The 23,969-nt window shown below is 69.9% G+C and carries 25 protein-coding genes; 15 read left to right on the top strand and 10 right to left on the bottom strand.

Going from position 1 to position 23,969, the window contains the following annotated elements; genetic code table 11:
- Positions 1-7: 7 nt before the first annotated feature.
- Both AB0M01_RS00545 and nucS read right to left on the bottom strand, forming a co-directional pair.
- On the bottom strand, positions 8-283 hold the full coding sequence (locus AB0M01_RS00545) for a hypothetical protein (RefSeq protein ID WP_184796256.1): 276 nt from the start codon (positions 281-283) through the stop codon (positions 8-10).
- Between the two features lie 90 nt (positions 284-373).
- Positions 374-1,033, bottom strand: a complete 660-nt coding sequence (gene nucS / locus AB0M01_RS00540) for an endonuclease NucS (RefSeq protein WP_363664682.1) — start codon at positions 1,031-1,033, stop codon at positions 374-376.
- Between the two features lie 120 nt (positions 1,034-1,153).
- Here nucS and AB0M01_RS00535 point away from each other — a divergent pair, with 120 nt between their 5' ends.
- The 5 genes from AB0M01_RS00535 to AB0M01_RS00515 all read left to right on the top strand — a co-directional run bounded on the left by AB0M01_RS00535 (position 1,154) and on the right by AB0M01_RS00515 (position 6,796).
- Entirely contained in the window at positions 1,154-2,056 is a 903-nt protein-coding gene (locus AB0M01_RS00535) for a class I SAM-dependent methyltransferase (protein WP_363664680.1), read from the top strand.
- Positions 2,053-2,562 (top strand): NUDIX domain-containing protein, encoded by a 510-nt coding sequence (locus AB0M01_RS00530; protein ID WP_363664678.1) that lies wholly within the window; start codon positions 2,053-2,055, stop codon positions 2,560-2,562. The genes AB0M01_RS00535 and AB0M01_RS00530 overlap by 4 nt, the downstream gene beginning before the upstream one ends.
- Before the next feature lie 62 nt (positions 2,563-2,624).
- A complete protein-coding gene (locus tag AB0M01_RS00525) occupies positions 2,625-4,403 on the top strand; it encodes a 3-hydroxybutyryl-CoA dehydrogenase (RefSeq protein WP_363664676.1) in 1,779 nt (592 codons plus the stop codon).
- Positions 4,404-4,468: 65 nt separating this feature from the next.
- Entirely contained in the window at positions 4,469-5,518 is a 1,050-nt protein-coding gene (locus AB0M01_RS00520; RefSeq protein ID WP_363664674.1) for a hypothetical protein, read from the top strand.
- 42 nt (positions 5,519-5,560) lie between these two features.
- Positions 5,561-6,796: a hypothetical protein gene (locus AB0M01_RS00515; RefSeq protein WP_363664672.1), complete on the top strand. Its 1,236-nt coding sequence runs from the start codon at positions 5,561-5,563 to the stop codon at positions 6,794-6,796.
- On the opposite strand, the gene AB0M01_RS00510 is transcribed toward AB0M01_RS00515, so the two are convergent.
- Complete coding sequence (locus AB0M01_RS00510; protein WP_363664671.1) at positions 6,775-7,575, bottom strand: phytanoyl-CoA dioxygenase family protein; 801 nt, start codon at positions 7,573-7,575, stop codon at positions 6,775-6,777. The two genes, AB0M01_RS00515 and AB0M01_RS00510, sit on opposite strands and share 22 nt — an antisense overlap.
- 49 nt (positions 7,576-7,624) lie before the next feature.
- On the opposite strand from AB0M01_RS00510, the gene AB0M01_RS00505 reads away from it, so the two are divergent.
- The 5 genes from AB0M01_RS00505 (at position 7,625) to AB0M01_RS00485 (ending at position 11,309) form a co-directional block, all read left to right on the top strand.
- Positions 7,625-8,512 (top strand): helix-turn-helix domain-containing protein, encoded by an 888-nt coding sequence (locus tag AB0M01_RS00505; protein WP_363664669.1) that lies wholly within the window; start codon positions 7,625-7,627, stop codon positions 8,510-8,512.
- A 117-nt stretch (positions 8,513-8,629) separates the two neighbouring features.
- On the top strand, positions 8,630-9,487 hold the full coding sequence (locus AB0M01_RS00500; RefSeq protein ID WP_363664667.1) for an ABC transporter substrate-binding protein: 858 nt from the start codon (positions 8,630-8,632) through the stop codon (positions 9,485-9,487).
- Positions 9,488-9,509: 22 nt separating this feature from the next.
- Positions 9,510-10,361 carry an amino acid ABC transporter permease gene (locus tag AB0M01_RS00495; RefSeq protein WP_363664665.1) on the top strand — a complete coding sequence of 284 codons (852 nt, stop codon included), beginning with the start codon at positions 9,510-9,512 and terminating at the stop codon, positions 10,359-10,361.
- On the top strand, positions 10,358-11,095 hold the full coding sequence (locus tag AB0M01_RS00490) for an amino acid ABC transporter ATP-binding protein (protein WP_363664663.1): 738 nt from the start codon (positions 10,358-10,360) through the stop codon (positions 11,093-11,095). The genes AB0M01_RS00495 and AB0M01_RS00490 overlap by 4 nt, the downstream gene beginning before the upstream one ends.
- Before the next feature lie 46 nt (positions 11,096-11,141).
- A complete protein-coding gene (locus tag AB0M01_RS00485) occupies positions 11,142-11,309 on the top strand; it encodes a hypothetical protein (RefSeq protein WP_363664661.1) in 168 nt (55 codons plus the stop codon).
- A gap of 241 nt (positions 11,310-11,550) precedes the next feature.
- On the opposite strand, the gene AB0M01_RS00480 is transcribed toward AB0M01_RS00485, so the two are convergent.
- The 4 genes from AB0M01_RS00480 to AB0M01_RS00465 form a co-directional block, all read right to left on the bottom strand.
- Complete coding sequence (locus AB0M01_RS00480; RefSeq protein WP_363664659.1) at positions 11,551-12,030, bottom strand: VOC family protein; 480 nt, start codon at positions 12,028-12,030, stop codon at positions 11,551-11,553.
- Between the two features lie 61 nt (positions 12,031-12,091).
- Positions 12,092-12,508 carry a YciI family protein gene (locus tag AB0M01_RS00475; protein ID WP_363664657.1) on the bottom strand — a complete coding sequence of 139 codons (417 nt, stop codon included), beginning with the start codon at positions 12,506-12,508 and terminating at the stop codon, positions 12,092-12,094.
- 92 nt (positions 12,509-12,600) lie between these two features.
- Positions 12,601-13,248, bottom strand: coding sequence for a response regulator transcription factor (locus AB0M01_RS00470; protein WP_363664655.1), 648 nt, complete (start codon positions 13,246-13,248; stop codon positions 12,601-12,603).
- The gene (locus AB0M01_RS00465) at positions 13,200-14,501 is read right to left on the bottom strand and encodes a sensor histidine kinase (RefSeq protein WP_363664654.1); all 1,302 of its coding nucleotides are present in this window, start codon (positions 14,499-14,501) and stop codon (positions 13,200-13,202) included. The genes AB0M01_RS00470 and AB0M01_RS00465 overlap by 49 nt, the downstream gene beginning before the upstream one ends.
- 214 nt (positions 14,502-14,715) lie before the next feature.
- Here AB0M01_RS00465 and AB0M01_RS00460 point away from each other — a divergent pair, with 214 nt between their 5' ends.
- The 5 genes from AB0M01_RS00460 (at position 14,716) to AB0M01_RS00440 (ending at position 19,151) form a co-directional block, all read left to right on the top strand.
- Positions 14,716-15,759 carry an acyl-CoA desaturase gene (locus tag AB0M01_RS00460; RefSeq protein ID WP_363664652.1) on the top strand — a complete coding sequence of 348 codons (1,044 nt, stop codon included), beginning with the start codon at positions 14,716-14,718 and terminating at the stop codon, positions 15,757-15,759.
- Positions 15,760-15,845: 86 nt separating this feature from the next.
- Positions 15,846-17,240, top strand: coding sequence for a M28 family peptidase (locus AB0M01_RS00455; protein ID WP_363664650.1), 1,395 nt, complete (start codon positions 15,846-15,848; stop codon positions 17,238-17,240).
- 51 nt (positions 17,241-17,291) lie between these two features.
- Positions 17,292-17,591, top strand: coding sequence for a hypothetical protein (locus AB0M01_RS00450; protein WP_363664648.1), 300 nt, complete (start codon positions 17,292-17,294; stop codon positions 17,589-17,591).
- A 42-nt stretch (positions 17,592-17,633) separates the two neighbouring features.
- Positions 17,634-18,398, top strand: a complete 765-nt coding sequence (locus AB0M01_RS00445; RefSeq protein ID WP_363664646.1) for an alpha/beta fold hydrolase — start codon at positions 17,634-17,636, stop codon at positions 18,396-18,398.
- A 63-nt stretch (positions 18,399-18,461) separates the two neighbouring features.
- Positions 18,462-19,151, top strand: a complete 690-nt coding sequence (locus AB0M01_RS00440; protein ID WP_363664644.1) for a PIG-L family deacetylase — start codon at positions 18,462-18,464, stop codon at positions 19,149-19,151.
- Here the strand turns inward: AB0M01_RS00440 and AB0M01_RS00435 are convergent.
- The 3 genes from AB0M01_RS00435 to AB0M01_RS00425 are packed head-to-tail and all read right to left on the bottom strand — an operon-like array spanning position 19,148 to position 23,363.
- On the bottom strand, positions 19,148-20,065 hold the full coding sequence (locus AB0M01_RS00435) for a GNAT family N-acetyltransferase (RefSeq protein WP_363664642.1): 918 nt from the start codon (positions 20,063-20,065) through the stop codon (positions 19,148-19,150). The genes AB0M01_RS00440 and AB0M01_RS00435 overlap by 4 nt on opposite strands.
- Positions 20,066-20,067: 2 nt before the next feature.
- The gene (locus tag AB0M01_RS00430; protein ID WP_363664640.1) at positions 20,068-21,510 is read right to left on the bottom strand and encodes an AI-2E family transporter; all 1,443 of its coding nucleotides are present in this window, start codon (positions 21,508-21,510) and stop codon (positions 20,068-20,070) included.
- Positions 21,507-23,363 (bottom strand): transposase, encoded by a 1,857-nt coding sequence (locus AB0M01_RS00425; protein ID WP_363664638.1) that lies wholly within the window; start codon positions 23,361-23,363, stop codon positions 21,507-21,509. Before AB0M01_RS00425 ends, AB0M01_RS00430 begins: the two co-directional genes overlap by 4 nt.
- Positions 23,364-23,969: the final 606 nt, after the last annotated feature.

The following is a 23,969-nucleotide window of genomic DNA, read 5'->3' as shown; positions in this document are numbered from 1 at the left end:
CTGTTGGTCAGCCGTAGACGATCCGTCGTAGCTGCCGGGCAGACAGTTCGGGGGAGCGGACCGGCCAGTGCCGCAGCTCGTCGCCGAGCCGGGCGAAGATCTCGTCGTTGCGCGCGCCGTAGGTCTGCAGCTCGCGGTGCCGGCGCCGGACGTACTCCTCGGTGGTCTCGGTGAAGTACGCGAGCACGTCGGCGACCACCCGCCGGGCGTCCTCGGTGGTCAGGCCGGTGGTCCGGCTGACCTGGTCGACCAGCTCGTCGCTGGGCTGCGTCACCTCACTCATCACCCGACAACTGTGGTGGTTGGACGCAGATATGCCAAGGATCTGCCCGAAATCGGGCAGATCCAGCTGTTTTCTCAGTTTCTGACGGAGCTAGAACAGTCTGAGGACGTCAGATTCCATGCCGCGGAGGGCGTCGTAGTCGACCGTGACGCAGTCCAGACCGCGGTCGGTGGCCAGGAACTGGGCCTGCGGCTTGATCAGCTGGGCGGCGAAGACGCCACGCACGGGGGCCAGCAGGGGGTCACGGTTCAGCAGCTCGACGTACCGGGTGAGCTGCTCGACGCCGTCGATCTCGCCGCGGCGCTTGATCTCGACCGCGACGTGCTTGCCGTCGGCGTCGCGGCAGAGCAGGTCGACCGGCCCGATCGCGGTCGGGTACTCCCGGCGGACGAGCGTCCAGCCCTCACCGAAAGTGGTCACGTGCTCGGCCAGCAGCTCCTGCAGGTGCGCCTCGACGCCGTCCTTGATCAGCCCCGGGTCCAGCCCCAGCTCGTACGACGTGTCGCTGAGCACCTCCTCGAAGGTGATCCGCAGCTCCTCGCCGGCCTTGTTCGTGACGCTCCAGACGCCCTCTTCCTCGGTCAGCTTGCACGGAGGAGACATCCAGTTCAGCGGCTTGTACGACCCGCCGTCGGCGTGGATCAGCACCGAGCCGTCGGCCTTCACCATCAGCAGCCGGGGAGCCATCGGGAGATGGGCGGTCAGCCGTCCGGAGTAGTCGACGGAGCACTTCGCAATCACCAGGCGCACGAGGAGACACCGTAGTGCAAAGTCCGGAAGAGTGCCGGAAAAGGGCCGGTTGCGTTCCTGGTGTGTGTCGGGGCCCGGGTGCGAATCTGAACGTACGACCACTTCCTGGGGGAATGCCGAATGAACCTGATGTGCCCCGCCCGAATCCTGCTGCCGCTGCCGGGGACGCCGCCGGAGGCCTTCGCGGGTGAGCGTGTGACAGCGGTGTACGCCGCTGCGCTCGATGCTGCCGCGCCACCACCTGAGGAGCTCGCGGCCGCGCTGGGCCTTCCCATCACCCTCGTTGCAGACCCGGCCGGGCAGCTGCAGGAGATCTCTGACCTTCATCGCGGTGAAACAGTGGTCCTGCTCGGCACCGACCTCGGCGTCCGCCTACCAGCAGTCGTCGAACACACCGGCGACGGCTGGACAGCGGTCCTCGCCGACGGACTGCTCCGAGCCGCCAACGCAGTCACCATCGACGCGTACGAGCAGCGCGCAGACTCCTTCCGCAACAGCATCCCGAAGGAACCGAACAACGACCTGATCAGCCTGGTCGACAAAGCCCTGCCCTCCGGCGGCACCCTGCTGGAGCTGGGCAGCGGCACCGGCCGCGACGCCGCCGAGCTGGAACGCCGGGGCCACCAGGTCCGCCGTACCGACGCGACGCTCGCCTTCGTCGAGATGATGCGCAACGACGGCTTCAAAGCCGACCACCTCAACGCCCTCACCGACGACTACGGCGGCCCCTACGACCTGGTGTTCGCCGACGCCGTCTTCCTCCACTTCACCCCCGACCAACTGGCTCACGTCCTCACCAAGTCCGCCGAAGCAGCCCCGCTGCTCGCCTTCACCACCCGCGAGGGCGAAGGCATCGAGTGGTCCACCCGCTACCTCGACCTCCCGCGCCAGTTCACCCTTTGGCAGGAAGCCCCACTCCGAGCCCTCCTGGCCGAAACAGGCTGGCAGGTCCAGCACCTCAACCACGGCGAGCACGGCTCCAGCCAGTGGTTCCACGTCCTCGCCTCCAGGAGCACCGAGTGATCCGGGCTGGCATCATCCTGCTCACCGACGGCGGTAGCACTGACGACGACGTCACCGGAGTCGGCGTCGCCGCCATCGAACGTGTGCGCGCGGGCCGCCGCTACCACACGCTCCCCGGTGGCGGCGTCGAACCGGGCGAGACCTCGGCCGAGGCCGCGGTCCGCGAGGCCCACGAAGAGTTGGGCCTGATCGTCAAAGTCCACGGCCTGGCCGCCATCGTGAACTTCCGCCTCACCACCCAGCACTACTACCTCGCCACCACGTTGAGCGGCACGTTCGGCGAGGGCACCGGCGCCGAGTTCACCTCACTACCGACCACGGAGTCCGGCACCTATCGCGCCGTGTGGCTCCCACTGCCCGACCTCACCCAGGAGAACCTCTACCCGATGCCCATCGCCACCGCGCTGCAGTCCGCTCCGAGCCCTCAGCAACTCCTGAAGACCTGGCTCGCCGAGCCCCCGACCTTCGACGAACATCCACCGGCAACCACCGGAAAGGAGGTGTGAGGTTGAACTCGCAGGTGACTCACCTCATGGGCAGACCACCGGCCGACTGGCACACTGCGCCCATGGCGCGTGAACTGCAGACAGTCGGTGTGGTCGGGCTCGGCACGATGGGAGCCGGGATCGCGGAGGTGTTCGCCCGGCACGGGCTGACCGTGGTCGGCGTGGAGCGGGACGAGCAGGCGGTCGAGCGCGGCCGCGGGCACATCCAGCACTCCACCGACCGCGCGGTGAAGCGCGGCAAGCTGTCGGTCGAGGACCAGCAGGCGCTCTTCGACCGGGTGACGTTCGCCACCGAGCTGGAGGCGCTGGCCGACTGCGACCTGGTGATCGAGGCGGTGATCGAGCGGCTCGAGCTGAAGCGCGAGATCTTCTCCGCCCTGGACAAGGTGGTCCGCGAGGATGCGATCCTCGCCACCAACACCTCGTCCCTGTCGGTCACCGAGATCTCCGTCGCCACCGAGCGTCCGCGCCGGGTCGTCGGCATGCACTTCTTCAACCCGGCCCCGGTGCAGGAGTTCGTCGAGGTGATCAAGACCGTCGTCACCGAGCCGGACGTGGTCGAGGACGTGCTCGCGCTGGCCCGCAAGCTCGACAAGGTCCCGGTCGTCGCCGCGGACCGGGCCGGCTTCATCGCCAACGCGCTGCTGTTCGGCTACCTGAACCACGCCGTCTCCATGGTCGAGTCGCGCTACGCGACCCGCGAGGACGTCGACGCCGCGATGCGGCTCGGCTGCGGGTACCCGATGGGCCCGCTCGCGCTGCTCGACCTGATCGGTCTCGACACGGCGTACGAGATCCTCGACACGATGTACAAGCAGGGTCGCAACCGGCTGCACGCGCCGGCCCCGATCCTCAAGCAGATGGTCACCGCGGGCCTGCTCGGCCGCAAGACCGGCCGCGGCTTCTACACCTACGAGGCGCCGGACTCCCCGGTCGTCGTCGACGACGACCTGACCCCCCGGGTGAACGGCGACGAGCTCGCGGTCCGCCCGATCCGGCAGATCGGCGTGGTCGGCTCCGGCACGATGGCCGTCGGCATCATCGAGGTCTGCGCCAAGGCCGGGTACGACGTCCTGTACGTCGCCCGCGGCACCGAGAAGGTCGACCGGGTCCGCGCCGGCCTGGAACGCTCGCTGGAGAAGGGCGTCCAGCGCGGCAAGCTGTCCTCGGAGGAGCGCGACGCCGCGCTGACCCGCATCGTCGGCACCGCGAAGCTCGACGACCTGTCCACCGCCGACCTGGTGATCGAGGCCGTCGTCGAGGAGCTCTCGGTCAAGCAGGCCCTCTTCGAAACCTTCGACGAGATCTGCAAGCCCGGCGCCATCCTCGCCACCACCACCTCCAGCCTCCCGGTCATCGACCTCGCCATGGCCACCAAGCGCCCGGCCGACGTCGTCGGCCTGCACTTCTTCAACCCGGCGCCGGTCATGAAGCTCGTCGAGGTGGTCAGCACCGTCAGCACCACCCCCGAGGTCGCCGACACCGTCGCCGCCGTAGCCGTTGCCGCCGGCAAACACCCGGTCCGCTGCGGCGACCGCGCCGGCTTCATCGTCAACGCCCTCCTCTTCCCGTACCTCAACGACGCCGTCCGCATGCTCGAGGCCCACTACGCAGGCGTAGACGACATCGACGCCGCCATGAAACTCGGCTGCCGCCTCCCCATGGGCCCCTTCGAACTCCTCGACGTGGTCGGCCTCGACGTCTCCCTGGCCATCCAGCGGACGTTGTACCTGGAGTTCCGAGAGCCCGGCTTCGCCCCCGCTCCGCTCCTCGAACACCTCGTCACCGCCGGCTACCTGGGCCGCAAAACCGGCCGAGGCTTCCGCGACTACAGCAACTGAAAGCGCCCTCAACGACTCATCTAATGCAGATGCATCCACGACAACCGCGGGCCTAACCTCCAGAGATGGAAGGTCGCCCCACACCCAAACCCCGCTCCCTCCACCAGGATGCCACCGGCCACTGGGTCCGCCACTGGACTGGCACCGACTGGTTCGCGGCGGCCGACTCCTGGGTGCGCGACCAACTCACCGAAGCCGGCATCACCCCCACCGGCGACCCCGTCCCGTACAAGATCCGCTTCTGGGCCGCCGTCTGGTGCTACCCCACCACCCACGGCCTCTACTGGTTCAAGGAGAACAACCCCGGCCAGTCCTTCGAAGCAGCCCTCGTCGACGCCATGGCCCGCGAGCTACCCCAACACGTCATCCCGCCCCTCGCCATCGACCGCACCCACGGCTGGCTCCTCACCGCCGACCAGGGCGCGACCCTCGACGAGCAACTCAGCCACGTCGATCCCCTCACCCTCTGGCGCCGCCTGGTCGTCGAGTACGCCGCCCTCCAGCGCGACACCATCCCCGCCGAACACCCGCTCCTCGCCAGCGGCCTCACCAACGCCGCCCCTGCCAACCTCGGCGCAATCGTCCACACCATCGCCGACTGGTTCACCAACCTCGCCCCCAACCACCCCCTGGCCATCACCCCCACCCAATCCACCCACCTCCACCGGGCAGCCGACAACCTCACCACCTACGCCACCAAACTCTCCGGCGCGATCCCCCTCGCCATCGACCAGAACGATCTCCACGCCCACAACGTCTTCGCCGCGAGCCCCACCGCCCCCTTCCGCTTCTTCGACTTCGGCGACTCTCTCTGGGCTCACCCCTTCGTCACCCTCGCCTGCGTCCACTCCGCCCTCGTCGACCCCGACACCTGGCAGGAGAACGACCCCCGCCTCACCGAGATCACCGACGCCTACCTCCACGAGTGGACCGACCTGGCACCCCTCGAAGACCTCCGCACCGAGCTGGACACAGCCCTACCCCTGCACGTCGTCCACCGCCTGATCTCCTGGCACCGCCTCCTCGTCCACGCCGACGAAACCGAAGCCGCCGCCTGGGCCTTCTCACCGAAGCACTGGATCAGCGAAGTCATCCGACTCTTCGGCAAGGACTGAAACCCACCGAGCCCTGACCCTCCGCGTGCAACACTCCAGCAGGTGACCACCCCGACGCCCAGCGCCGACTTCCTGCGCAAGGAGGCCAGTGAGATCGTGCACGCCGTCGCGTTCCGCCTGTTCCCGGTCGTCACCGGCCTCGGCCTGCTCCTGATGCCGCGGCTCGTCGGCGCCGACTGGCCGGGCTGGTCCTCGACGATGGTCATGATCATCCTCGTCGTCATCCCGGCGGCCTTCGTCATGACGATGATCTCCGCCCGCACGAGCCGCCTCGCCCGCTGGATCGCCGCCCTCGCGGTGATCGCCTGCGTCGCCCGCATGATCTGGAGCCTGTACGACGCCGGCGACCGCGCCGCCTTCGCCGTCATCGCCCTGACCCCGTTCCTTCTCCTGCTGGGCGCAGCCGTCCTCTTGATCGCCTACTCCTGGCCGCGCGCCACCACCCGCGACCTCGCGATCGTTGCCCAAGCCAACGGCTGGCAGGTCCACCGCGACCTCCCGAACGACCTCCGCCTCCCCGCAGCCCCGCTCCCGCTGCCGATCGGCCGCACCTGGGTCGTCCGCAACGTCGTACGAACCAGCAGCGCGCTCGCGTTCGAGGTGCGTTGGCTCGAATGGCATGGCCTCCTCTGCCGCCGCCAGCGCCTGACCGTGTTCGTCGGCCGACAACTCCAGCAGGAGCTGCCCGCGCTGGAGGTCCGCCCAGGCCGCGGCCTGACCCGCTCCGACCTCTCCCTGGAGAGTGCCGAGTTCAACCGCGCGTACGACGTGATCGGCGACCACCCGCAGTACCTGATGGCCATGCTCCAGCCCCGAGTCATGCAGACCCTGCTGGACGCCCGTCCCATCGGTCTGGTCGTCGATCGCGACGTCCTGCTCGCGTACGACGACGCCGCACTGACGGCGGAGTCCCTGCGCCGGGGAATCACCGCCGTCGAGCGCCTCACCGAGCTGGTCCCGCAGCACGTTTACGACCAGTGGGGCCGGCGCCACCCGTTCGCGCCGACCGCCAAGCTCCGCTTCGCCGGCCCCGGCTGGTCCCACCACATCGGCAAGCTCTACCTCCGCTGGCTGGCCCTCTCGACCGGCCTGCTCGGCCTGACGCTGGCCGCATGCCTGGCAGGCGCCGCCGCCGAGTCCCACGTGAACGGCACCGCCTTCAACCCAACTCGTCCGCTCAGCTCACTGCTGACAGCTGTCGTCGTACTGTGGCTGATCGCCACCATCAGCGGCATCGCGTCCCGCCCGCGATTGGCTCACGGCTCGGCATCTGCGTAGTCCCCGCAAGGTCCACCGCCGATCGCCGCCGCGATCGACACCGTCCGCCGGTCCGGCCGGACCAGCGGGTCGTAGAACGCCGCGATCTCGGTGCTTGCCTCCGGCACGTAGTGGAAGATCAGCGAGCGCCGGAACCGGTCCGCGCTCGAGTTCGGCCGCGAGCCGTGCACGACGCTCCCGTGGAAGAACAGCACGTCCCCGGCCGCCATCCGCGTCTGCACCTTGCGCATCCCGTCCGGGATCGGTACCTCGACCGACGTGAACGACTCGGTCAGATCCGCCGGCTCCGGACACACCAGCTCGGTCCGGTGCGACCCCGGTACGACGGCCAGCCCGCCGTTCTCCGCATCCACGTCGTCGACCGCGATCCACGCCGCCAAGCACGTCTCCGGATCGGCGCGAAGGAACGTGTTGTCCTGGTGCAGCGCCTGCCCGCGCGCGCCCGGCGGCTTGAAGTAGAACATCGACTGTGCGCCGAGCGCGGGCCCGATCAGCGCGGTCACCACATCGAGGATCCGGCTGTCCAGCATCAGCTCCAGCGAGATCCGGCCGGCTTCGACATCGGTCCGGCGGTGCGGGTGCACGAACCGCGGGTACCGCGCCAGCGGGTCGTCCGCCGGTACGCCGTCGTCGATCGCCAGTGAGTGGTCCGCTGCGACCTGATCCATGAAAACCCGCCTGATCCGCTCGATTTCCGCCCGCGAGATCAGCCCGGGAACCTGCACCACCCCTTCTCGTGCGTAGACGTCGGCCACGGTCTCGGACGCTGTGCTCGTCATACGTCGAGTCTGCGCGCGGCAGCCTCCGGAGTGGATAACGTATCTGGCTGTGAACCTTCGAGATCCTGCTAGAGCCGACTCGTTCACGCCGACCGTACGTCGCCTGCTGGCCGGGGAGTTCGACGAAGGCCCCGGCTACGCGACGTACCGGCGCAACGGCACCACCGACTGGCTGCTCTTCCACACCCTCAACGGCCGCGGCCGAGTCGGCACGAAGTCGGCGTCCGCCGGTGCGACGTCCGTCGCCGTCGACGGGCGCGTTCGCGCGGGCAGCGCGAATCCCATGCGCCCGGATGTCGCAGCGCTCCCCGACACCCTCACCCTGATCCGCCCCGGCACCCTGCACGACTACGGCGTCGAGCCCACCCTCCAGCACTGGCACTTCGTCTACGCGCACTTCCACCCCAAGCCCGACTGGCTGCCGCTGCTCGACTGGCCCGAGGTCGCGCCCGGCATTCTTCAACTCCAGCCGAGCGAGCAGGCGTCAGCCCGGATCGCCGACAACCTCGCAGCCGCCGTACGGCATCAGTCGAGCGTCCTGACCCAGGGCGAGTTGCTCGCCCTCAACGCCCTCGAAGCCGCGCTGCTCTGGGCCGACACCCAGAACCCGAAGGCGAGCCCGATCGACGACCGCCTGCTCCGCGCGATCGAGCTGGTCGACCGCGACCTGAAAGCCGACCTCGGCGTCCCCCGACTGGCTCGCGCAGCGAACCTCTCGCCGTCCCGCTTCGCGCACCTCTTCCGCGCCCAGCTCGCCGTCACGCCCCAGCAGTTCGTCGAACGCCGCCGCATCGAGGCCGCCCGCCGCCTCCTCGAGCTGACCACGCGAACAGTGCAGTCGGTCGCCGCCGAGGTCGGCTTCACCAACCCGCTCTACTTCGCGACCCGCTTCCGCCACCACACCGGCGTCACCCCCACGGCGTACCGCAAGAGCTGAAGAATCCGCACCGGAGGAGGAACTCCACCGGCCCTCAACCGGAATTCTGCCTGCTCCTTTGGGTGAAAAGGCTGATATCGGGCGACCACCGTCGGTGCCGGGCTCTAGTCTGCTGCCATGAATCTTCGGACTGCCGTGGCGGTGCTGGCCACCCTCGTCGTTGTCGCAGTGTCCGCGTGCGCGCCGGAGGACGAGACGTCCGGTGCGCCGAGCCCTACCGGGGCCGATGCCTGCGGCAAGGACAAGCTCGCGCTGAAGACCGCGGGTGCGTTCACCGTCGGCACCGACAAGCCGGCCTACGCGCCCTGGTTCGTCGACGACGACCCGGCCAACGGCAAGGGGTACGAGTCAGCGGTGACCTACGCGGTCGCCAAGAGTCTCGGGTTCACCGAGGCCGAGGTGAAGTGGCAGACCGTGCAGTTCAACGCCGCGTTCGCGCCCGGGCCGAAGAAGTTCGACCTGGACGTGAACCAGATCTCGATCTCGGAGGACCGGCGCAAGGCCGTCGACTTCTCCTCGGGGTACTACGACGTCCGGCAGACCGTGATCACCACCGCCGGCAGCAAGATCGCCGGCGCCAAGTCGGTGGCCGAGCTGGCCGACGCCAAACTCGGCGCCCAGGTCGGCACGACCAGCTACACGTCGCTGCGCGACGTCATCAAACCGAAGCAGACCCCGGCGGTCTACGACACGAACGACCTGGCCGTGCAGGCCCTGAAGAACAAGCAGATCGACGGCATCGTGGTCGACCTCCCGACCGGCTTCTACATGACCGCGGCCCAGCTCGACGACGGCAAGATCGTCGGCCAGCTCCCGGCCGGCGGCCAGGCCGAACAGTTCGGCTTCGTCCTGGAAAAGGGCTCCGCGCTGACCGCATGCGTCTCCAAGGCCGTCGACAGCCTGAAGGCCGACGGCACCCTGGCCAAGCTCCAGCAGCAGTACCTGACCGCGGAAGGCGCCCCGGAGCTCTCGTGACGATCAGCAATCAGGGTTCGAGGTGAGCGACTGGCAGCCGTCCGCGCTGCAGTTGGAGCGGCTGGCGTACCGGCGGCGGCGGACCGTGCGGTCGGGCATCATCGCGGCGATCAGCACCGTCGTACTGATCGCGCTGCTCGTGGTCGGGATCGGGTCGACACCGGGCTGGCCACGAGTCCGGGAGACCTTCTTCAACGTCGAGCGTGGCTGGGAGGCGCTGCCGGTCGTTGCCCAGGGCCTCTGGTTGAACGTCCGGGTGATGCTGGTCTGTGCGGTGCTGATCGTCGTGCTCGGCCTGACGCTCGCGATCATGCGGACGTTGCGGGGCCCGATCTTCTTCCCGCTGCGCGTGTTCGCAGCGGCGTACACGGACATCTTCCGCGGGCTGCCGCTGCTGCTGGTGATCTTCCTGCTCGGCTTCGGCGTCCCCGCGCTGCAGCTCCGCGGGCTTCCGAACGAGGCGGTGATCTGGGGCGGCGCCGCGCTGGTGCTCACCTACTCGTCGTACGTCGCGGAGGTGTTCCGCGCGGGCATCGAGTCGATCCACCCGTCGCAGCGCGCCGCCGCGCGATCGCTCGGCCTGTCGCACCGGCAGACGCTGCGCTTCGTCGTCCTCCCGCAGGCCGTCCGCCGTGTCCTGCCGCCGCTGCTCAACGACTTCGTCTCGCTGCAGAAGGACTCCGGCCTGATCGCCGTCCTCGGCGTCATCGACGCGATCCGCGCCGCCCAGCTGGAGACCGCCGAGGACTTCAACTTCACCCCGTACGTCGTCGCCGGCATCCTGTTCGTCGCGCTGACGATCCCACTGACCCGCCTGACCGACTGGGTCGCCCGCCGCCAAGGCTGGTACGGCGGGGGAGGAGGCCCGGTATGACCCTGCTGTCGCTGCGCGGCGTCCGCAAGACGTACGGCGCGAACGTGGTCCTCGACGACTTCGACCTGGACGTCGGCGCCGGCCAGTGCGTGGTCCTGATCGGCGCCTCCGGCTCCGGCAAGTCCACGCTGCTCCGCTGCGTCAACCTCCTGGAGACCGTCGACGACGGCGTCATCGAGCTCGACGGCGAGGACATCACCGACCCCCGAGCCAACGCCGACCGCATCCGCGCCGGCATCGGCATCGTCTTCCAGTCCTACAACCTGTTCCCGCACCTGTCGGTCCTCGACAACGTCACCCTCGCCCCGATCCGAGTCCATGGCGTCCCCAAGACCCAAGCCCGCACTCAGGCCCTGCAGATCCTCGACCGGGTCGGCCTGGCCGACAAAGCCACCGCCCGCCCCGACAACCTCTCCGGTGGCCAGCAACAACGAGCCGCCATCGCCCGCGCCCTGGTCAACAACCCGAAGCTCATGCTCCTCGACGAGGTCACCTCAGCCCTCGACCCCGAGCTGGTCGGCGAAGTCCTCGACCTCCTCAAGGACCTCAAGTCCGACGGCATCACCATGCTCATCTGCACCCACGAAATGACCTTCGCCCGCCAGGTCGCCGACCAGATCTGCTTCCTCGACCAGGGCCGCCTCCTGGAGTCCGGCCCACCCGCCCAAGTCCTCGGCAGCCCCCGCGAACCCCGCACCCAGGAGTTCCTCAGCCGAATCACCGGCCGCCTGTGACCCGCGCGGCCAGCAGGTCCACCGGCCCACGGAACGGCATCAGCGTGTGGATCTCCGCTACGCCACCCGCACGCGACAGCAACACGAATGCCCGCTGAGGCCGACACCAGCTGAGCCGACGCCGGAGCAGCACCGCGACGGCCAGCAGCGCGACGCACCCGCCCAGACCGGCTTCGCGAGCGACTCCGCGAAGTACGCCTCGGCGCCCGCGTAGTCGTCCTCGCTGCTCTCGATTCAGCAGACGAGAAGCTCCGAGCGCGGACGATCAGGCGGTTGTGGACGAGCGCGTCACCGGCTGCCCCGATCGCTGTCCGCAGTGGATGCCAACGGTGGGCCGCGAGCGTGGAGAGCCCGGTGCAGCGTGCGCTGGTCGAGCAAGATCGCCCGGATCAACAGCTGTGTCGCCTCGCGCCAGTGTGCGCGGATCGAGGAGCTGTCTGGCGGCCGTAGTCCGCCTAGGACTGCAGCGACGCCAAGTACTCCGTGACCCGGGACTGGATCTCCTCGCGGGGGACATCCCGTTCGCGCAGTTCCTGCAACCAGGCGGTGAGGATCGGGTACGGCGCAGTGAACTCCAGCGCGATCCCGTCGGGGTCGCGGAAGTTCAGATGGTGCGAGAACTCCATGTCGCGGATCGGCGTGTACGTCACCCCGTACTCGTCGAAGCGCCGTTCCCACTCGACCAGTTCCTCGCGGGTCTCAGCGGTGAACCCGAGATGATCGAGCCCGGTGCTGAGCTCACTGAACGGCCCACCACCCGCCGCGTCATGCCGCACCACCGACAACATGAACCCACTCGCCCGATCCACCAGCATCCGCGCGTACCCGAAGTCGAGCAACGGCATGAACCCGAGGACCTCGGCGTAGAACCGCTCACTACGCTCCAGATCAGTCACCGAGAAACTCACATGATCGACACCCTTGAACCCGAGCATCACCGCCCCCTTCCCCCGAGGGCAATGTAACCCCCGGGGACCACCGCCGACAGCCCCAGGCTCAGCCCAGCGGGTTGAGCTCCTGGTAGTCGGCTTCCTCCATCACGCGCCGTACGCCGATCGGCTGCTGCGTCGGCACCCCACCCGGCCCCGGCACCTGCGACACCAGCGCGGCGATCTCGATCGCGCGCTCCTCGGACTCCACGTCGATCACCTGGAAGCCCGCCAGCAGCTCCTTCGACTCCAGGAACGGCCCGTCGGTGATCACCGGCGCCGACACCCCGTCCGACGTCACCGACTTCGCCAGCTCCGGCCCGGTCAGAGCCTCGCCGCCGATCAGCTCCCCGGACTCCCGCAGCTCCGCGTTGAGCTTCTCGTAGTAGTCCATGTGCGCCTTCACGTCCTCCGGCGCCCACTCGGTCATCGGGGTCTCGATCGCCCCACCGTTGTAGTCCACGATCAGCAGGAACCTGGTCATCACACTCTCCATCCACTCAGCACCCGGTCGGTGCTCTCATCCAGGGGACGAAGCCGGTACGACGTCCTCGACATCGCCGGCGGAAGAAAAATCTAACGCGACGACAAGTACGTCAGGACGGCCATCACGCGGCGGTTGTCGTCTTCGGACGGGGGCAGGTCGAGCTTGGCGAAGATGTTGTTGGTGTGCTTGCTGACCGCCTTCTCGGTGACGAAGAGGGCGGCGGCGATGGCGGCGTTGCTGCGGCCTTCGGCCATCAGGCCGAGGACCTCGGACTCGCGGGGGGTGAGGCGGGCGACGGGGGAGTCGCGGGTGCTGCGGGCGAGGAGTTGGCCGATGACGTCGGGGTCCATGGCGGTGCCGCCGGCGGCGACGCGGCGGACGGAGTCGAGGAACTCGGCGACGTTGGAGACGCGGTCCTTGAGCAGGTAGCCGACGGCGCCGCCGCCTCCGGTGAGGAGCTCGCGGGCGTAGAGCTGTTCGACGTACTGGGACAGGACCAGGATGGGGAGGCCGGGGACCTGTTGGCGGGCCTCGATGGCGGCCTTGAGGCCCTCGTCGGTGAAGGTGGGTGGGAGCCGGACGTCGACGACGGCCACGTCCGGCCGGTGCTCGACGAGCGCCGGGACCAGGCGGGGGCCGTTGTCGACGGCTTCGACGACGGTGAAGTCGTGGGCTTCCAGCAGCCGGATCAGGCCGTCCCGGAGGAGGGCGTGATCTTCAGCGATGAGGACTCGCAAGGCAACTCCATGATCACGGTGGTCGGCCCGCCGGTCGGGCTGACCACCGTCAACGTACCGTCGAAGGCGGCCAGTCGCCGCTGGATTCCGTACAGCCCACCGCCCGGCGTCACGGCCGCCCCGCCGACGCCGTCGTCACCGACCAGGATGTGCAGCTTGTCCTGCTCGAAGCTGATCTGCACCCAGGCGTTCGTCGCGGCGGAGTACTTGACTGCGTTGGCCAGTGCCTCGGCGACCGCGAAGTACGCCGCGGACTCCACCGGGGCCGGCGGACGACCCGGTACGTCGTACGTCACGTCGACCGTGAACGGGCAGGTCAGCGCGAGCGCCTTGACCGCGCCGTCGAGTCCCCGGTCGGCGAGGACCGGCGGGTGGATGCCGCGGACCAGGTCGCGCAGCTCCGACAGCGCCGTACTGGCCGACTCGCGGGCCTCGGTGAGCAGCGCCGCGGCCTGCTCGGGGTCGCGGGCGACCATCTCCTCGGCCATCCCGAGGTTCATGCTCAGCGCGGCCAGCCGGGCCTGGGCCCCGTCGTGCAGGTCCCGCTCGATCCGGCGCAGCTCCGCGGCCTGGGTGTCGACGGTCTCGGCGCGGGACTCGGCCAGCTCGCGGACCCGGATCGCCAGCTGAGCGCTCTCGGTCGGGCCGAGCAGCGACTTGGCCAGGTACGCGTTCGCCTTCAGCAGCCGTTCGCCCGACGCCGACCAGATCAGGAACGCGACCAGCCCGAGCGGCACCATCACGAACGCGGTCACCGGGTTGAGCTGCATCCAGCCGCCGAACGGCCGGTCGAAGACGCCGTCCGGCGTCACCCAGACCAGGAACGGGTAGATCAGGTAGAACACCGAAGCCAGGAACAGTACGGCGGACAGCAGCGTCAGCGTGAACCCGAGCACGGCGTTCACCAGCAGCCACGCGATGTCACGCCAGGTCGCCGGGTCGGCCAGCGTCGTGCGCAGCCACATCAGCATGCCGCGCATCGGCGGCTTGCGGTACGGGCGCTCGATCGCGACGCCGAGGAAGCTGCCCATGATGGTGCGGTGGCAGTTGGCGAACCAGCGCACGCACGGCACGAAGACGAGCAGCATCGGGATGCCGACCCAGACCGCGATCAGCGGCACCGAGACCACGTTCAGCACGAAGAACGCGATCCCGATCTCGGCGAGGATCGCCAGCCCGAGCGCGACGAAGGGCTGCGCGAGCCGCGGGAACCGCAGCGGCGGCGCCTTGGCGGCGGTCTGGAGGGTCGTCATCGTGTCTCCCGTGGTGAGGTGGCCGGCCGGTGAAGGTCCGGTCCGTACTCCCACCATGATGACCGAGCGCCGGGTCCGGATCAGTGGTGCTAGACCCACCCTGACCAGCGGGTTAACCCCCAGTCCACTCGGGTGGTAGCCCGCGTGTGCCGGGCGCCCGCCGGCACCAGAGTTGATCGGGTAAGCATTCGCACCTGATGAGACGAGGAACCCGATGGCACAGCCGCTCGCAGTGGCCGACGCACCCAGACAGTCGAGGGGCAGCGATTTCGCACCGCTGCTGCGCCAGGTCCGCGAGGCCGGCCTGCTGGAACGCCGTACGGCGTCGTACGCGATCTCGATCGGGCTGAACGTCGCGCTGATCGCCGCCACCTGGATCGGGGTGCTGCTGCTCGGCAACTCCTGGCTGCAGCTGCTGCTGGCGGTGCCGCTCGCGATCTTCACCACCCGGGCCGCCTTCATCGGGCACGACGCCGGGCACCAGCAGATCGGCAGCTCCCGCAAGCTGCACGACCTGATCGGCCAGCTGCACGGCAACCTGGTCTGCGGGATGAGCTACGGCTGGTGGAACGACAAGCACAACCGGCACCACGCCAACCCGAACCACACCGACAAGGACCCTGACGTCGGCGAGGGCGTGTTCGTCTGGACGCTGGAGCAGGCCGAAGGCCGTAAGGGGCTGCACGGCTGGCTCACCCGGCACCAGGCCAAGGTCTTCTTCCCGCTGCTCACGCTGGAGGGCCTGAACCTGAAGGTGTCCAGCCTGAAGTTCCTGCTCGCTCGCCGGCAGCGGCACGACGCGCGGGTCGAGCTGGGCCTGATGGCCGCGCACGTCGTGCTCTACTTCAGCGCGCTGCTCCTGGTGATGTCGCCGGGCAAGGCGCTGGCCTTCGCCGCCCTGCACCACGCGCTGTTCGGCCTGCATCTGGGCAGTGTGTTCGCGCCGAACCACAAGGGCATGGAGATGCCTGACGACGACAGCAACTGGGGTCACCTGGAGAAGCAGGTGCTGACCTCGCGCAACGTCGACGGCGGCCTGGTCACCGACTGGATGATGGGTGGCCTCAACTACCAGATCGAGCACCACCTCTTCCCGAGCATGCCGCGGGCCAACCTGCGGTTCGCGCAGCCCATCGTGCGCGACTACTGCGCCCGGATCGGGATGCCGTACCTGAGCACCGGGCTGATCGAGTCGTACCGGATGGGCCTCGGGCACATGCACGACGTCGGCAGCGAGCTGCGCGCCGCCGAGAAGTGAGCAACTCTCCAGGAAGTACGGCGGCCGGCGCGGCAATCGGTTAGGTTCCTGGTCTCGGGGCCGACCTTCGCCCAAGGGAGACCTGCATGACCGAACTGAGTCGTCGAGGCCTGCTCGGGGCCGTCGCCGGTGCGACCGCCGCCTCTGCCCTGAGCACGACCGCGCTGTCCACTCCCGCCTGGGCCGCTGACGACCAGCGGCCCGGTGCGGCCCGCCCGCCCCAGCTGGACCGGTACGACCGGCAGATCGTCAACGGCCTCTCCTCGGAGCGGGCGCTGCAGCACCTGAAGGTCCTGTCGGAGCAGATCGGCCCGCGGATCGGTGGCACGGTCAGCGAGAAGCGGGCCGCGGACTACATCGCCGGCCAGCTGGACAGGTTCGGCTACCGGACCCGGCTGGAGCCGTTCCCGGTGGCGGACAAGTTCACCGCCCAGATCGGCGACCCGCGCAACCTGCTGCCGGACGACGTGTGCTGGCAGGCGGGCGCGGCACCGGGCGGCAAGCTCAACGTGACCGTGCAGGGAGTGGCGCGCGACGTCGGTGCTGCTGCGGCGCCGGTGTGGCCGGCGGATGTGGCGGGCGCCGTCGTACTGGCTGATGACCTGGCGGCTGCTCGACCGGGGTTCGTTGCCGAGGCTGCGGCGCGGGGTGCTGTGGCGGTCATCCTGCTGCCGGCGGACCAGGTGTTTCCGCGGCGGGCTGCGGCGTTCCAGCCGAGCGGGCTGACGGACGCGCCGATCCCGGTGGTCGGGGTGGCGCAGGTGCAGAAGCGGTTGCTGCGGGAGGCGCTCGCGGTGGTGACGTCGCTGCCGTTGTCGATCGGTACGACGGCCCACCGCAGCCTCGTGTCGAACAACGTGATCGGTGAGCGGCGCGGGCGCGGGAGCAACTCGCCGATCGTGATGGTGTGCGGGCACTACGACACGGTGATCGGTGCGCCCGGCGCCAACGACGACGGGTCCGGGACGGTGCTCACGCTCGAGCTGGCGCGGGTGCTGGCGAAGCTACCGACCGACGCGACGCTGCGATTCGCACTGTGGGGGTCGGAGGAGCAGGGGCTGATCGGGTCGCGCTACCACGTGGCGCAGCTCGCGCAGGACCAGCGGGATCGGTACCGGGCGGTGTTCCAGAACGACATGGTGGCGACGAGCTGGGATCCGGCGATCGTGTACTGGCTGCTGTCGTTCGACGGGCTGGCGAACGCGGCGACCGACGCCGTACGGGCCTCCGGTCAGCGGCTCGGGTACGACGCGCAGCTGGTCGGGCCGGTGACGCGTGGGGCGTCGGACCACCAGTCGTTCCAGGAGGTCGGGATCGCGGCGGCGAACTTCTCCTGGCGCGGAGAGTCGTCACCGGCGCTCCTCGAACCGCCGTACCACTCGCCGGAGGACACGATCGCGAAGAACGTCAGCCTGGAACGGCTGCAGGTCTCGATGGAACTGATCGGCACGGCGGCGTACGCCGTGGCCCGGCGGCGCTGAGTCGGGCCGTGCGTGGAGGGCTGCCCGGCGGCGGATAGGCTTCAGGGCGACATGTCACCCCGTCGGCGCAAGCCCTCCAAGCACACGCGGCCCGTCAGCGACCGGCCGTTGCTCGGCGGTACCCAGGAGCGGCAGAGTCGCGGTGACGGCGACTGGATCGTCCGCCGGGTCAGCGGTACGGCGTCGACCAAGGCATACCGCTGTCCGGGGTGCGACCAGACGATCCTGCCGAACACGCCGCACGTGGTGGTCTGGCCGGAGAACCCGAGCCTGCTCGCGGCGATCGGCGGCGCCCAGTCGCTCGACGAGCGCCGCCACTGGCACACCGCCTGCTGGCAACGTCGCCGCTAGAACCGCCGCGCTCGAATCGCCGCCGCTAGAAAGGCCTTCCGCATGAAGCTTCCCGTCACGTCGTACGGCGAGAGTGGTACGCCGGTCGTGGTGATGCACGGCCTGTTCGGCTCCGGCCGGAACTGGATGACCGCGGCCCGCCGGCTCGCGGAGTCGCACCGGGTCTACGCGCTCGACCTGCGCAACCACGGCAACTCCGAGCACCTGTCGACGATGAGCTACCCCGAGATGGCCGAGGACGTCCGCGAGACGGTCGAGGCGCTCGGCGTCGGCCCGGTGGCGCTGGTCGGGCACTCGATGGGCGGCAAGACCGCGATGCTGACCGCGCTCACCCACCCGGAGGTGGTCGAGCGGCTCGTGGTCGTCGACGCGGCGCCGGTCTCGTACCCGCCGCAGTTCGAGCAGTACTCGCAGGCGATGCGGAACGCCGACCTGTCGAACATCCAGCGCCGCGCCGAGGTCGACGCGCAGCTGCAGGCCGCCGTACCGACGCCTGGGACGCGCGCGTTCCTGCTGCAGAACCTGATCCTCGACGACGACGGCGCCCGCTGGCGGCCCAACCTCGAGGTGATCGAGGCGTCGCTGCCCGAGATCTCCGGCTGGCCCGACGGCATCACCGGCTCGTACGCCGGTCCGACGCTGTTCATCTACGGCGGCAAGTCCGACTACGTCCAGCAGGACCACCGGGCCGCGATCGAGGCGCTGTTCCCGCAGGTCCGGTACGAGGTGGTCGCGGAGGCCGGGCACTGGGTGCACGCCGAGCGGCTCGACGACTTCCTCGCGGTCCTGACGCCCTTCCTGGCGTGACTCGTTGACCGCTCGCGTAGGGTCTAGGTAACTTTCTACCCAAGACGCGAGCGGGAGGTGCCGGTGAACCGATCAGTCCTGGCCGTCGGTGGCCACATCGGGGACATGGATCTGTCGGCCGGGCCGACGCTGGCCAAGCTCGTGCTCGAGGGCGCCAACGCGACGATCGTCGCGCTGACGCCGGGGGAGCGCGGGCACCCGCGGTTGTCGCCGGCGGAGTACCGGCGGCAGAAGGTCGCCGAGGGCGAAGCGTTCGCGACCGCGATCGGCGCCGACTTCATGGTGCTCGGCTACAGCGAGGGCTTCCTGCCCGACACCGACGACGTCGCGCTGGAGCTGGCCACCATCATCCGCGACCAGCAGCCGGACACGGTGATCACGCACTGGCGGCACAGTTCGCAGCGCGACCACGAGCACACCGCGCGGATCACCGAACGGGCGATCTACCTGGCCGACCTGCCGATGGACCACGAGCTGCCGCGGCACGCCGTACGGACGTTGCTGCACACCGAGCACGCCGAGGACCTGCGCGACTTCACGCCGACGGCGTACGTGCCGATCCCCGACGACGCGTTCTACCGCTGGGTGAGCGCGATCCGGCACCAGGCGTTCGCGCGCGGCGAGACCGACGGGTTCCGGCACATCGACTACTACACGGCGCTGATGACGATGCGCGGCTGCCAGGCCGGCTATCCGCGGGCGTGCGCTGTGCTCGATCCGTCCGGGCCTGAAGTGAGCAAGCTGTCCGCCTAGAGCGGGACCTGGAACCAGCCGCCGACGTCGATCCGCCCGGAGGCGTTGGCGGCCTCCAAGGCCGAGCGGTTGTCCGCGTGGATGACGCCGAGCAGGATCGGGCGGTCGTCCGGCAGGGCCTCGGCGAGCAGGGCCGGGAGGTAGCGGCCGTAGCCGCGGCCGCGGTACGCCGGGTCGAGGATGAACTCCTGGACGACGTACGCGGGCAGGCCAAGGGTCTCGTCGTTGACGTGCGCGCCGACGTAGCCGGCCCATTCGTTGTCGACCAGTACGTCGTACAGCAGGCCGGCCGCGACGGACTCGGCGAGGTCCTCGGCGGTCTCGATCTTCGCCTGGTCGGGATGGTCCGGATGTGCCGCATCGATGGCGGCGTAGGCAGCGACAGCCCGTGGGTAGTTGTCGAGGTTCGCCGCCGGCGCGAAGCTCAGCTCGGGCGGGATCTCGCGGCCGCGGAGGGACTCGGTCGGCGCGGCGAGGAAGCGACGGTCGACGTGCGTGCCCTCGAACGCGTTCAGCGGCTCGCTGCTCCACAGCCTGAGGTATCTCGGCCCGAGCACGCCGTACGCCGCCCGCGCGGCCGTTGCCAGTGGCACCAGATCCGCCGCGCGCACCGCCCGCGTCAGCGGCGTCGCGTCCACGAACGGCTTCACCGCGTCGCCGCCCTCGTACCGCATGCTCAGCATCGCGTGCAGGTCGCCGACCGGCGTCCACCGGTTGAGCAGCAGCTCCGCCGGCTGTCCCGGCGCGTAGACCTCCGCTCGCCGGCGAGCGATCTCCAGATCGTTCGCCAGCGTCACGTCCAGCTCGTGCTGCTCGGCCAGCAGCCCGAGCCGGACGTCGTCGGCGACCCAGGACCGCGTCATCGGGTGCTGCCGCGGCAGGCTGTACGCCGCCAGGTCGGTTGCCGTGGGCACCTTCAGGACGCGTCCGCCTTACGGACCCAGACCTCGCGGATGATCAGCAGCACCGCGGCCGCGGTCGGGATCGCCAGCAGCGCCCCGACCACACCGAGCAGCGCGCCGCCGAGCAGCGCCGCGATCACCGTCACCGCACCCGGGATGTCGACCGCGCGGCGCATGATCCGCGGCGCGACGACGTAGTTCTCGATCTGCTGGTAGATGATCCCGTAGGCCAGGCAGGCGACGCCGACCCACAGCCCGTCGGTGAAGCCGATCGCCGCGACCAGCACGACACCGATCAGCCCACCGACCATCGGGATGAACGCGGTGAACATCACCACGATCGCCAGCGCCACGGCGTACTGGTTGAGCCCGACGATCTCCAGGAACACGAACATGAAGAACCCGGCGCAGAGCGCGACCAGGAACTGCCCGCTCACGTAGCCGCCGACCCGGCCGAGGACCTCGTCGCCGAGGATCGAGACCCGCTTGCGGCGGGTCGCCGGGACCAGGCTGTACGCCGCCCGCTTGACCGTCGGCAGCGAGGCGAGGAAGTACAGGGTCAGGATCAGGATCGTGAAGCCGGAGAACAGGGCGTTCGCGACGACCTTGCCGACCCCGAGGATGCCGCCGAACGCGCGCTGCGCGAGCGCCGGGTCCTGGATGTAGTCCTGGGCCTTCTGGATGAACTGGTAGCGGTCGTTCAGCTCGTTGAGCGTCTTCGACTTGGTCAGCAGGTCGAGCCACTCGGGGGCGTTCTTGATCAGCCCGTTGATCTGGTCGGTGACCACCGGCACGATCGCGAACCCGACGCCGGCCACCGCGAGGATCATCAGGATGAAGACGACGCCGACCGACAGGCCGCGCTTCAGTCCGCGGCGCATGAACCACTCGACCAGCGGGTTCAGGCCGACCGCGATGAACATCGAGACGACGAGCAGGATCAGGACGGACTTGGCCTGGCCGAGCGCGTTCCACAGCCCCCACGCGACCAGTACGCCGAGGGCGGCGAAGAAGCCGAACACGAACGGGTTGGAGCGACGCAGCGGCGGACCGGGGCGACCCATGCCGTCGTCGGGGTGGCGCTCGTCCATCAGGAGCTGACCGGCGAGGTTGTCGTCGGTGTCTGCTTCGGCGGCTGAGCGCTGGGCGACTGCCGCCGACTCGCGGGCGGCGTCGGCCGAGACCTCGGCGTCGTCGGCGGATTCGTCCGCTTCGTCGGCTGAGACGTCGGCTTTCTGCGCGGAGCGTTCGGCGTCAGCTGCTGCGGCCTTGGCTTCCGCGGCAGCAGCTTCTACCGCCGCGACCTGCTCGGTCTCGGGGTCGGCGGTTTGCGCGCGCGGCTCCGCGGGGACCTCTGTGGCCCCCGCGGTCTGTGCCTCCTGGTCCGGGCCGCCCGACTGCGGGCGGCCCGGGGTCTTGCTGTCTTCGGTGGAGTTGTCGTCGCCGGCTGGCGTCACTTCTCATCCTTGTCGGCGGCGTCGTTCTTGCTGTTCTTCGGCGCGAACGGGCTCTCCCCGGTGATCCGGGTCTCCTCCGCGGCCAGGTCCTCGAGCCGGAACTCGTCGATCTTCGTCGAGTCCTTCGGCTCCTCCAGCTCCTTCTCCTTGGCCAGCACGTCCGGGTCGACCCGCAGCCCGGTGTCGATCCGCGTCTCGTCCACCCGCGCCGTCCCCGCGTCCGGCCCCGAGAACGGGCTGCTGCCGGTGAACACCTCGTCCTTCGCGTCCGCCGGGTAGTTGTTGTCACCCGGAGCCGTGTACGACGAGTCGACCGGGTACGCCGCGTCGCCCGCCGGGACGGCGAACGGGTTGTTCTTGGCGTCGTCGGCGAACGGGTTCGCCGAGGCCTTCGCGCCGGAAGCGCTGTCGTCGCTCGCGAACGGGCTGGTGCTCGCGCTGCTCGCCGGAGCGTCGTTCTCCTTCGCGAACGGGCTCGCCGAGGAAGCGGCGTCCGCGCCGCTGTCCTTGGCGAACGGGCTCGCGGGGGCGTCGTACGAGCTGGTCGACTTCTCCGGCTCCGTCGCGAACGGCCGGGCCGACGTGGTGCTCGGGGCGTCGTCCGCCTCGGACTCCTTCGCGAACGGGCTCGCGGTCGGCGCGTCGTACGAGTTGGCCTCAGCGCGCGGCGCGTCGTACGAGCTCGGCTCGCTGCTCGGCGCGTCGAACGAGGGCGCCGGCGGCGAGTACGTGAACGGGCTCGCCGACGAACCGCCCGGTGCGCTCGCCGGCGCCGCGAACGGGTTGTACGACGGCGCCGCCGTCTCCGAGTCCAGCTCCGCCGCCTGGCGGGCGATGTTGCTGGCGATGTCGTTCAGCCCGGCGATCTGCGCCAGGATCCCGTCCCGCCGCTTGGCCAGCCGCTCGGTCTCGCGCGCCACGATCGTCCGCGACCGCTCGGCCTCGTCGGCCGCGCTCGCCAGCTCCGCCTCGGCGCGCGTCCGCGCAGCCGTCAGCACCTGCTCCGCCTCGCGCCGCGCCCGGGTCAGCGTGCGCTCCGCCGACTCCTCCGCCTCGGCCCGGATCTTCCGCGCCTGCTCGGTCGCCTCCGCGACCCGCCGCTCGGAAGCCTCCGCGGCCTCCTTCATCTGCGTCGTCAGGTTCTCGGTGTCGGCCGCGATCTGCTGGTGCTTGTCCGCCAGCTCCTTCGCCTGCTGCTCCCGCTCGTCGGCCAGCCGCGCCCGCAGCGCCGCCGACTCGCGCTGGATCGCCGTCCGGATCTTCTCCGCCTCGTGCAGCGCACCGTTCTTCAACGTGCTCGACTGCGACTCCGCCGTCAGCTGCAGCTGCTCGGCCTTCCGCCGCGCCGCCGCCAGCACCTCGGCACCCTCGGTCTCCGCCGTCCGGCGAATCTCCGCCGCATCACCCTCGGCGGTCCGGCGCATCGAGTCGGCCTCGTTCAGCGCGACCGTACGGATGTCCTGCGCCTCGCGCTCACCGGTCGCCCGGGACGCCAGGGCCTCCTTGTTCGCCGTCGAGCGCAGCTCCTCGGCCTCGCGCCGGGCCTCCTCGAGCGCCTCCGACGCCTGATCCTGGGCCAGCCGCAGGATCTGCGCGGCCCGGTCACCGAGCCCCGCGTACGACGGGTTCGCGCTCGCCTCCAGCTGCCGCTTCGCCTCGTCCAGCTGCTTCTGCAACGGCGCGGACCCGGCCTGCAACTCCTCGGCCTTGCTCCGCGCCTCGCCCAGCTGCGCCTCGAGCGCGCGGACGTAGTCGTCCACCGCGTGTTTGTCGTACCCACGGCGCGCGACGGGGAATCCCCCGGCCGCGGTCGCCGTACGGTCGAAGAACGGCAGGCTCGACTCGTCGCCCATCCCTGAGTGTCCCTTCTGGCGGAGCGGATGAAACCCCCAGCGTAAGCCTGTCAGAGACCGGCCTCACACACCTAACCGGCCGTACTCCGACGGTGACCGGACCGGGCGGTTTCGCCCTACGGCCGATCGGTGGGGCTCCTTGTCTGGCCCACCCGCCCCCTCTGGGTGAGGGGTTGGCGCGTCGGCGGGGTGGGTGGGCCGGCTCCTCGCGTGTCTGCCGGCCGCGGCGGTTGGTTGGCGCCTCCTCACCCGGTTGGTAGTCGCCCGAACGGCCGATCCGGGTGCTGCCTGGCGCGGCCCACCCGCCCCCTCTGGGTCAGGGGGAGATGTGTTGGCGCCGGGTGGGATGGCGTGGCTGCTGGCGAGGGTTGGTGGTGGGGCCGTTGGTGATTGGCACAGGGGAGCCGGTTCAGTCGCCCGAACGGCCGATTCGTGTGCTCCCTGTCGCGGCCCACGCGCCGCTCTGTGGTGAGGGGGCCACGCGTTGGCGGTGGGTGGGGCGGGCTGGGGTTTGGCGCCGGCGTGCGGCAGCTCGGTGAGTTCACACCGCGGCACGTCAGGCTGGTGACCGACCGCGTCAGCTCACCACCGTCGCGGTCCGCGGAA

Origin of the sequence: Kribbella sp. NPDC051770, assembly GCF_040681455.1 — a bacterium.
Classification (GTDB): Bacteria; Actinomycetota; Actinomycetes; order Propionibacteriales; family Kribbellaceae; genus Kribbella.
Note: the sequence above shows the minus strand (reverse complement) of the source record. Positions and strands in the feature narration are given on the sequence as shown.

Coding starts and splice junctions, on each gene's coding strand:
- AB0M01_RS00545 (WP_184796256.1), bottom strand. CDS start 283: ATGAGTGAGGTGACGCAGCCCAGCGACGAGCTGGTCGACCAGGTCAGC.
- AB0M01_RS00535 (WP_363664680.1), top strand. CDS start 1,154: ATGAACCTGATGTGCCCCGCCCGAATCCTGCTGCCGCTGCCGGGGACG.
- AB0M01_RS00525 (WP_363664676.1), top strand. CDS start 2,625: ATGGCGCGTGAACTGCAGACAGTCGGTGTGGTCGGGCTCGGCACGATG.
- AB0M01_RS00520 (WP_363664674.1), top strand. CDS start 4,469: ATGGAAGGTCGCCCCACACCCAAACCCCGCTCCCTCCACCAGGATGCC.
- AB0M01_RS00510 (WP_363664671.1), bottom strand. CDS start 7,575: ATGACGAGCACAGCGTCCGAGACCGTGGCCGACGTCTACGCACGAGAA.
- AB0M01_RS00500 (WP_363664667.1), top strand. CDS start 8,630: ATGAATCTTCGGACTGCCGTGGCGGTGCTGGCCACCCTCGTCGTTGTC.
- AB0M01_RS00490 (WP_363664663.1), top strand. CDS start 10,358: ATGACCCTGCTGTCGCTGCGCGGCGTCCGCAAGACGTACGGCGCGAAC.
- AB0M01_RS00480 (WP_363664659.1), bottom strand. CDS start 12,030: ATGCTCGGGTTCAAGGGTGTCGATCATGTGAGTTTCTCGGTGACTGAT.
- AB0M01_RS00475 (WP_363664657.1), bottom strand. CDS start 12,508: ATGACCAGGTTCCTGCTGATCGTGGACTACAACGGTGGGGCGATCGAG.
- AB0M01_RS00465 (WP_363664654.1), bottom strand. CDS start 14,501: ATGACGACCCTCCAGACCGCCGCCAAGGCGCCGCCGCTGCGGTTCCCG.
- AB0M01_RS00460 (WP_363664652.1), top strand. CDS start 14,716: ATGGCACAGCCGCTCGCAGTGGCCGACGCACCCAGACAGTCGAGGGGC.
- AB0M01_RS00455 (WP_363664650.1), top strand. CDS start 15,846: ATGACCGAACTGAGTCGTCGAGGCCTGCTCGGGGCCGTCGCCGGTGCG.
- AB0M01_RS00450 (WP_363664648.1), top strand. CDS start 17,292: ATGTCACCCCGTCGGCGCAAGCCCTCCAAGCACACGCGGCCCGTCAGC.
- AB0M01_RS00445 (WP_363664646.1), top strand. CDS start 17,634: ATGAAGCTTCCCGTCACGTCGTACGGCGAGAGTGGTACGCCGGTCGTG.
- AB0M01_RS00425 (WP_363664638.1), bottom strand. CDS start 23,363: ATGGGCGACGAGTCGAGCCTGCCGTTCTTCGACCGTACGGCGACCGCG.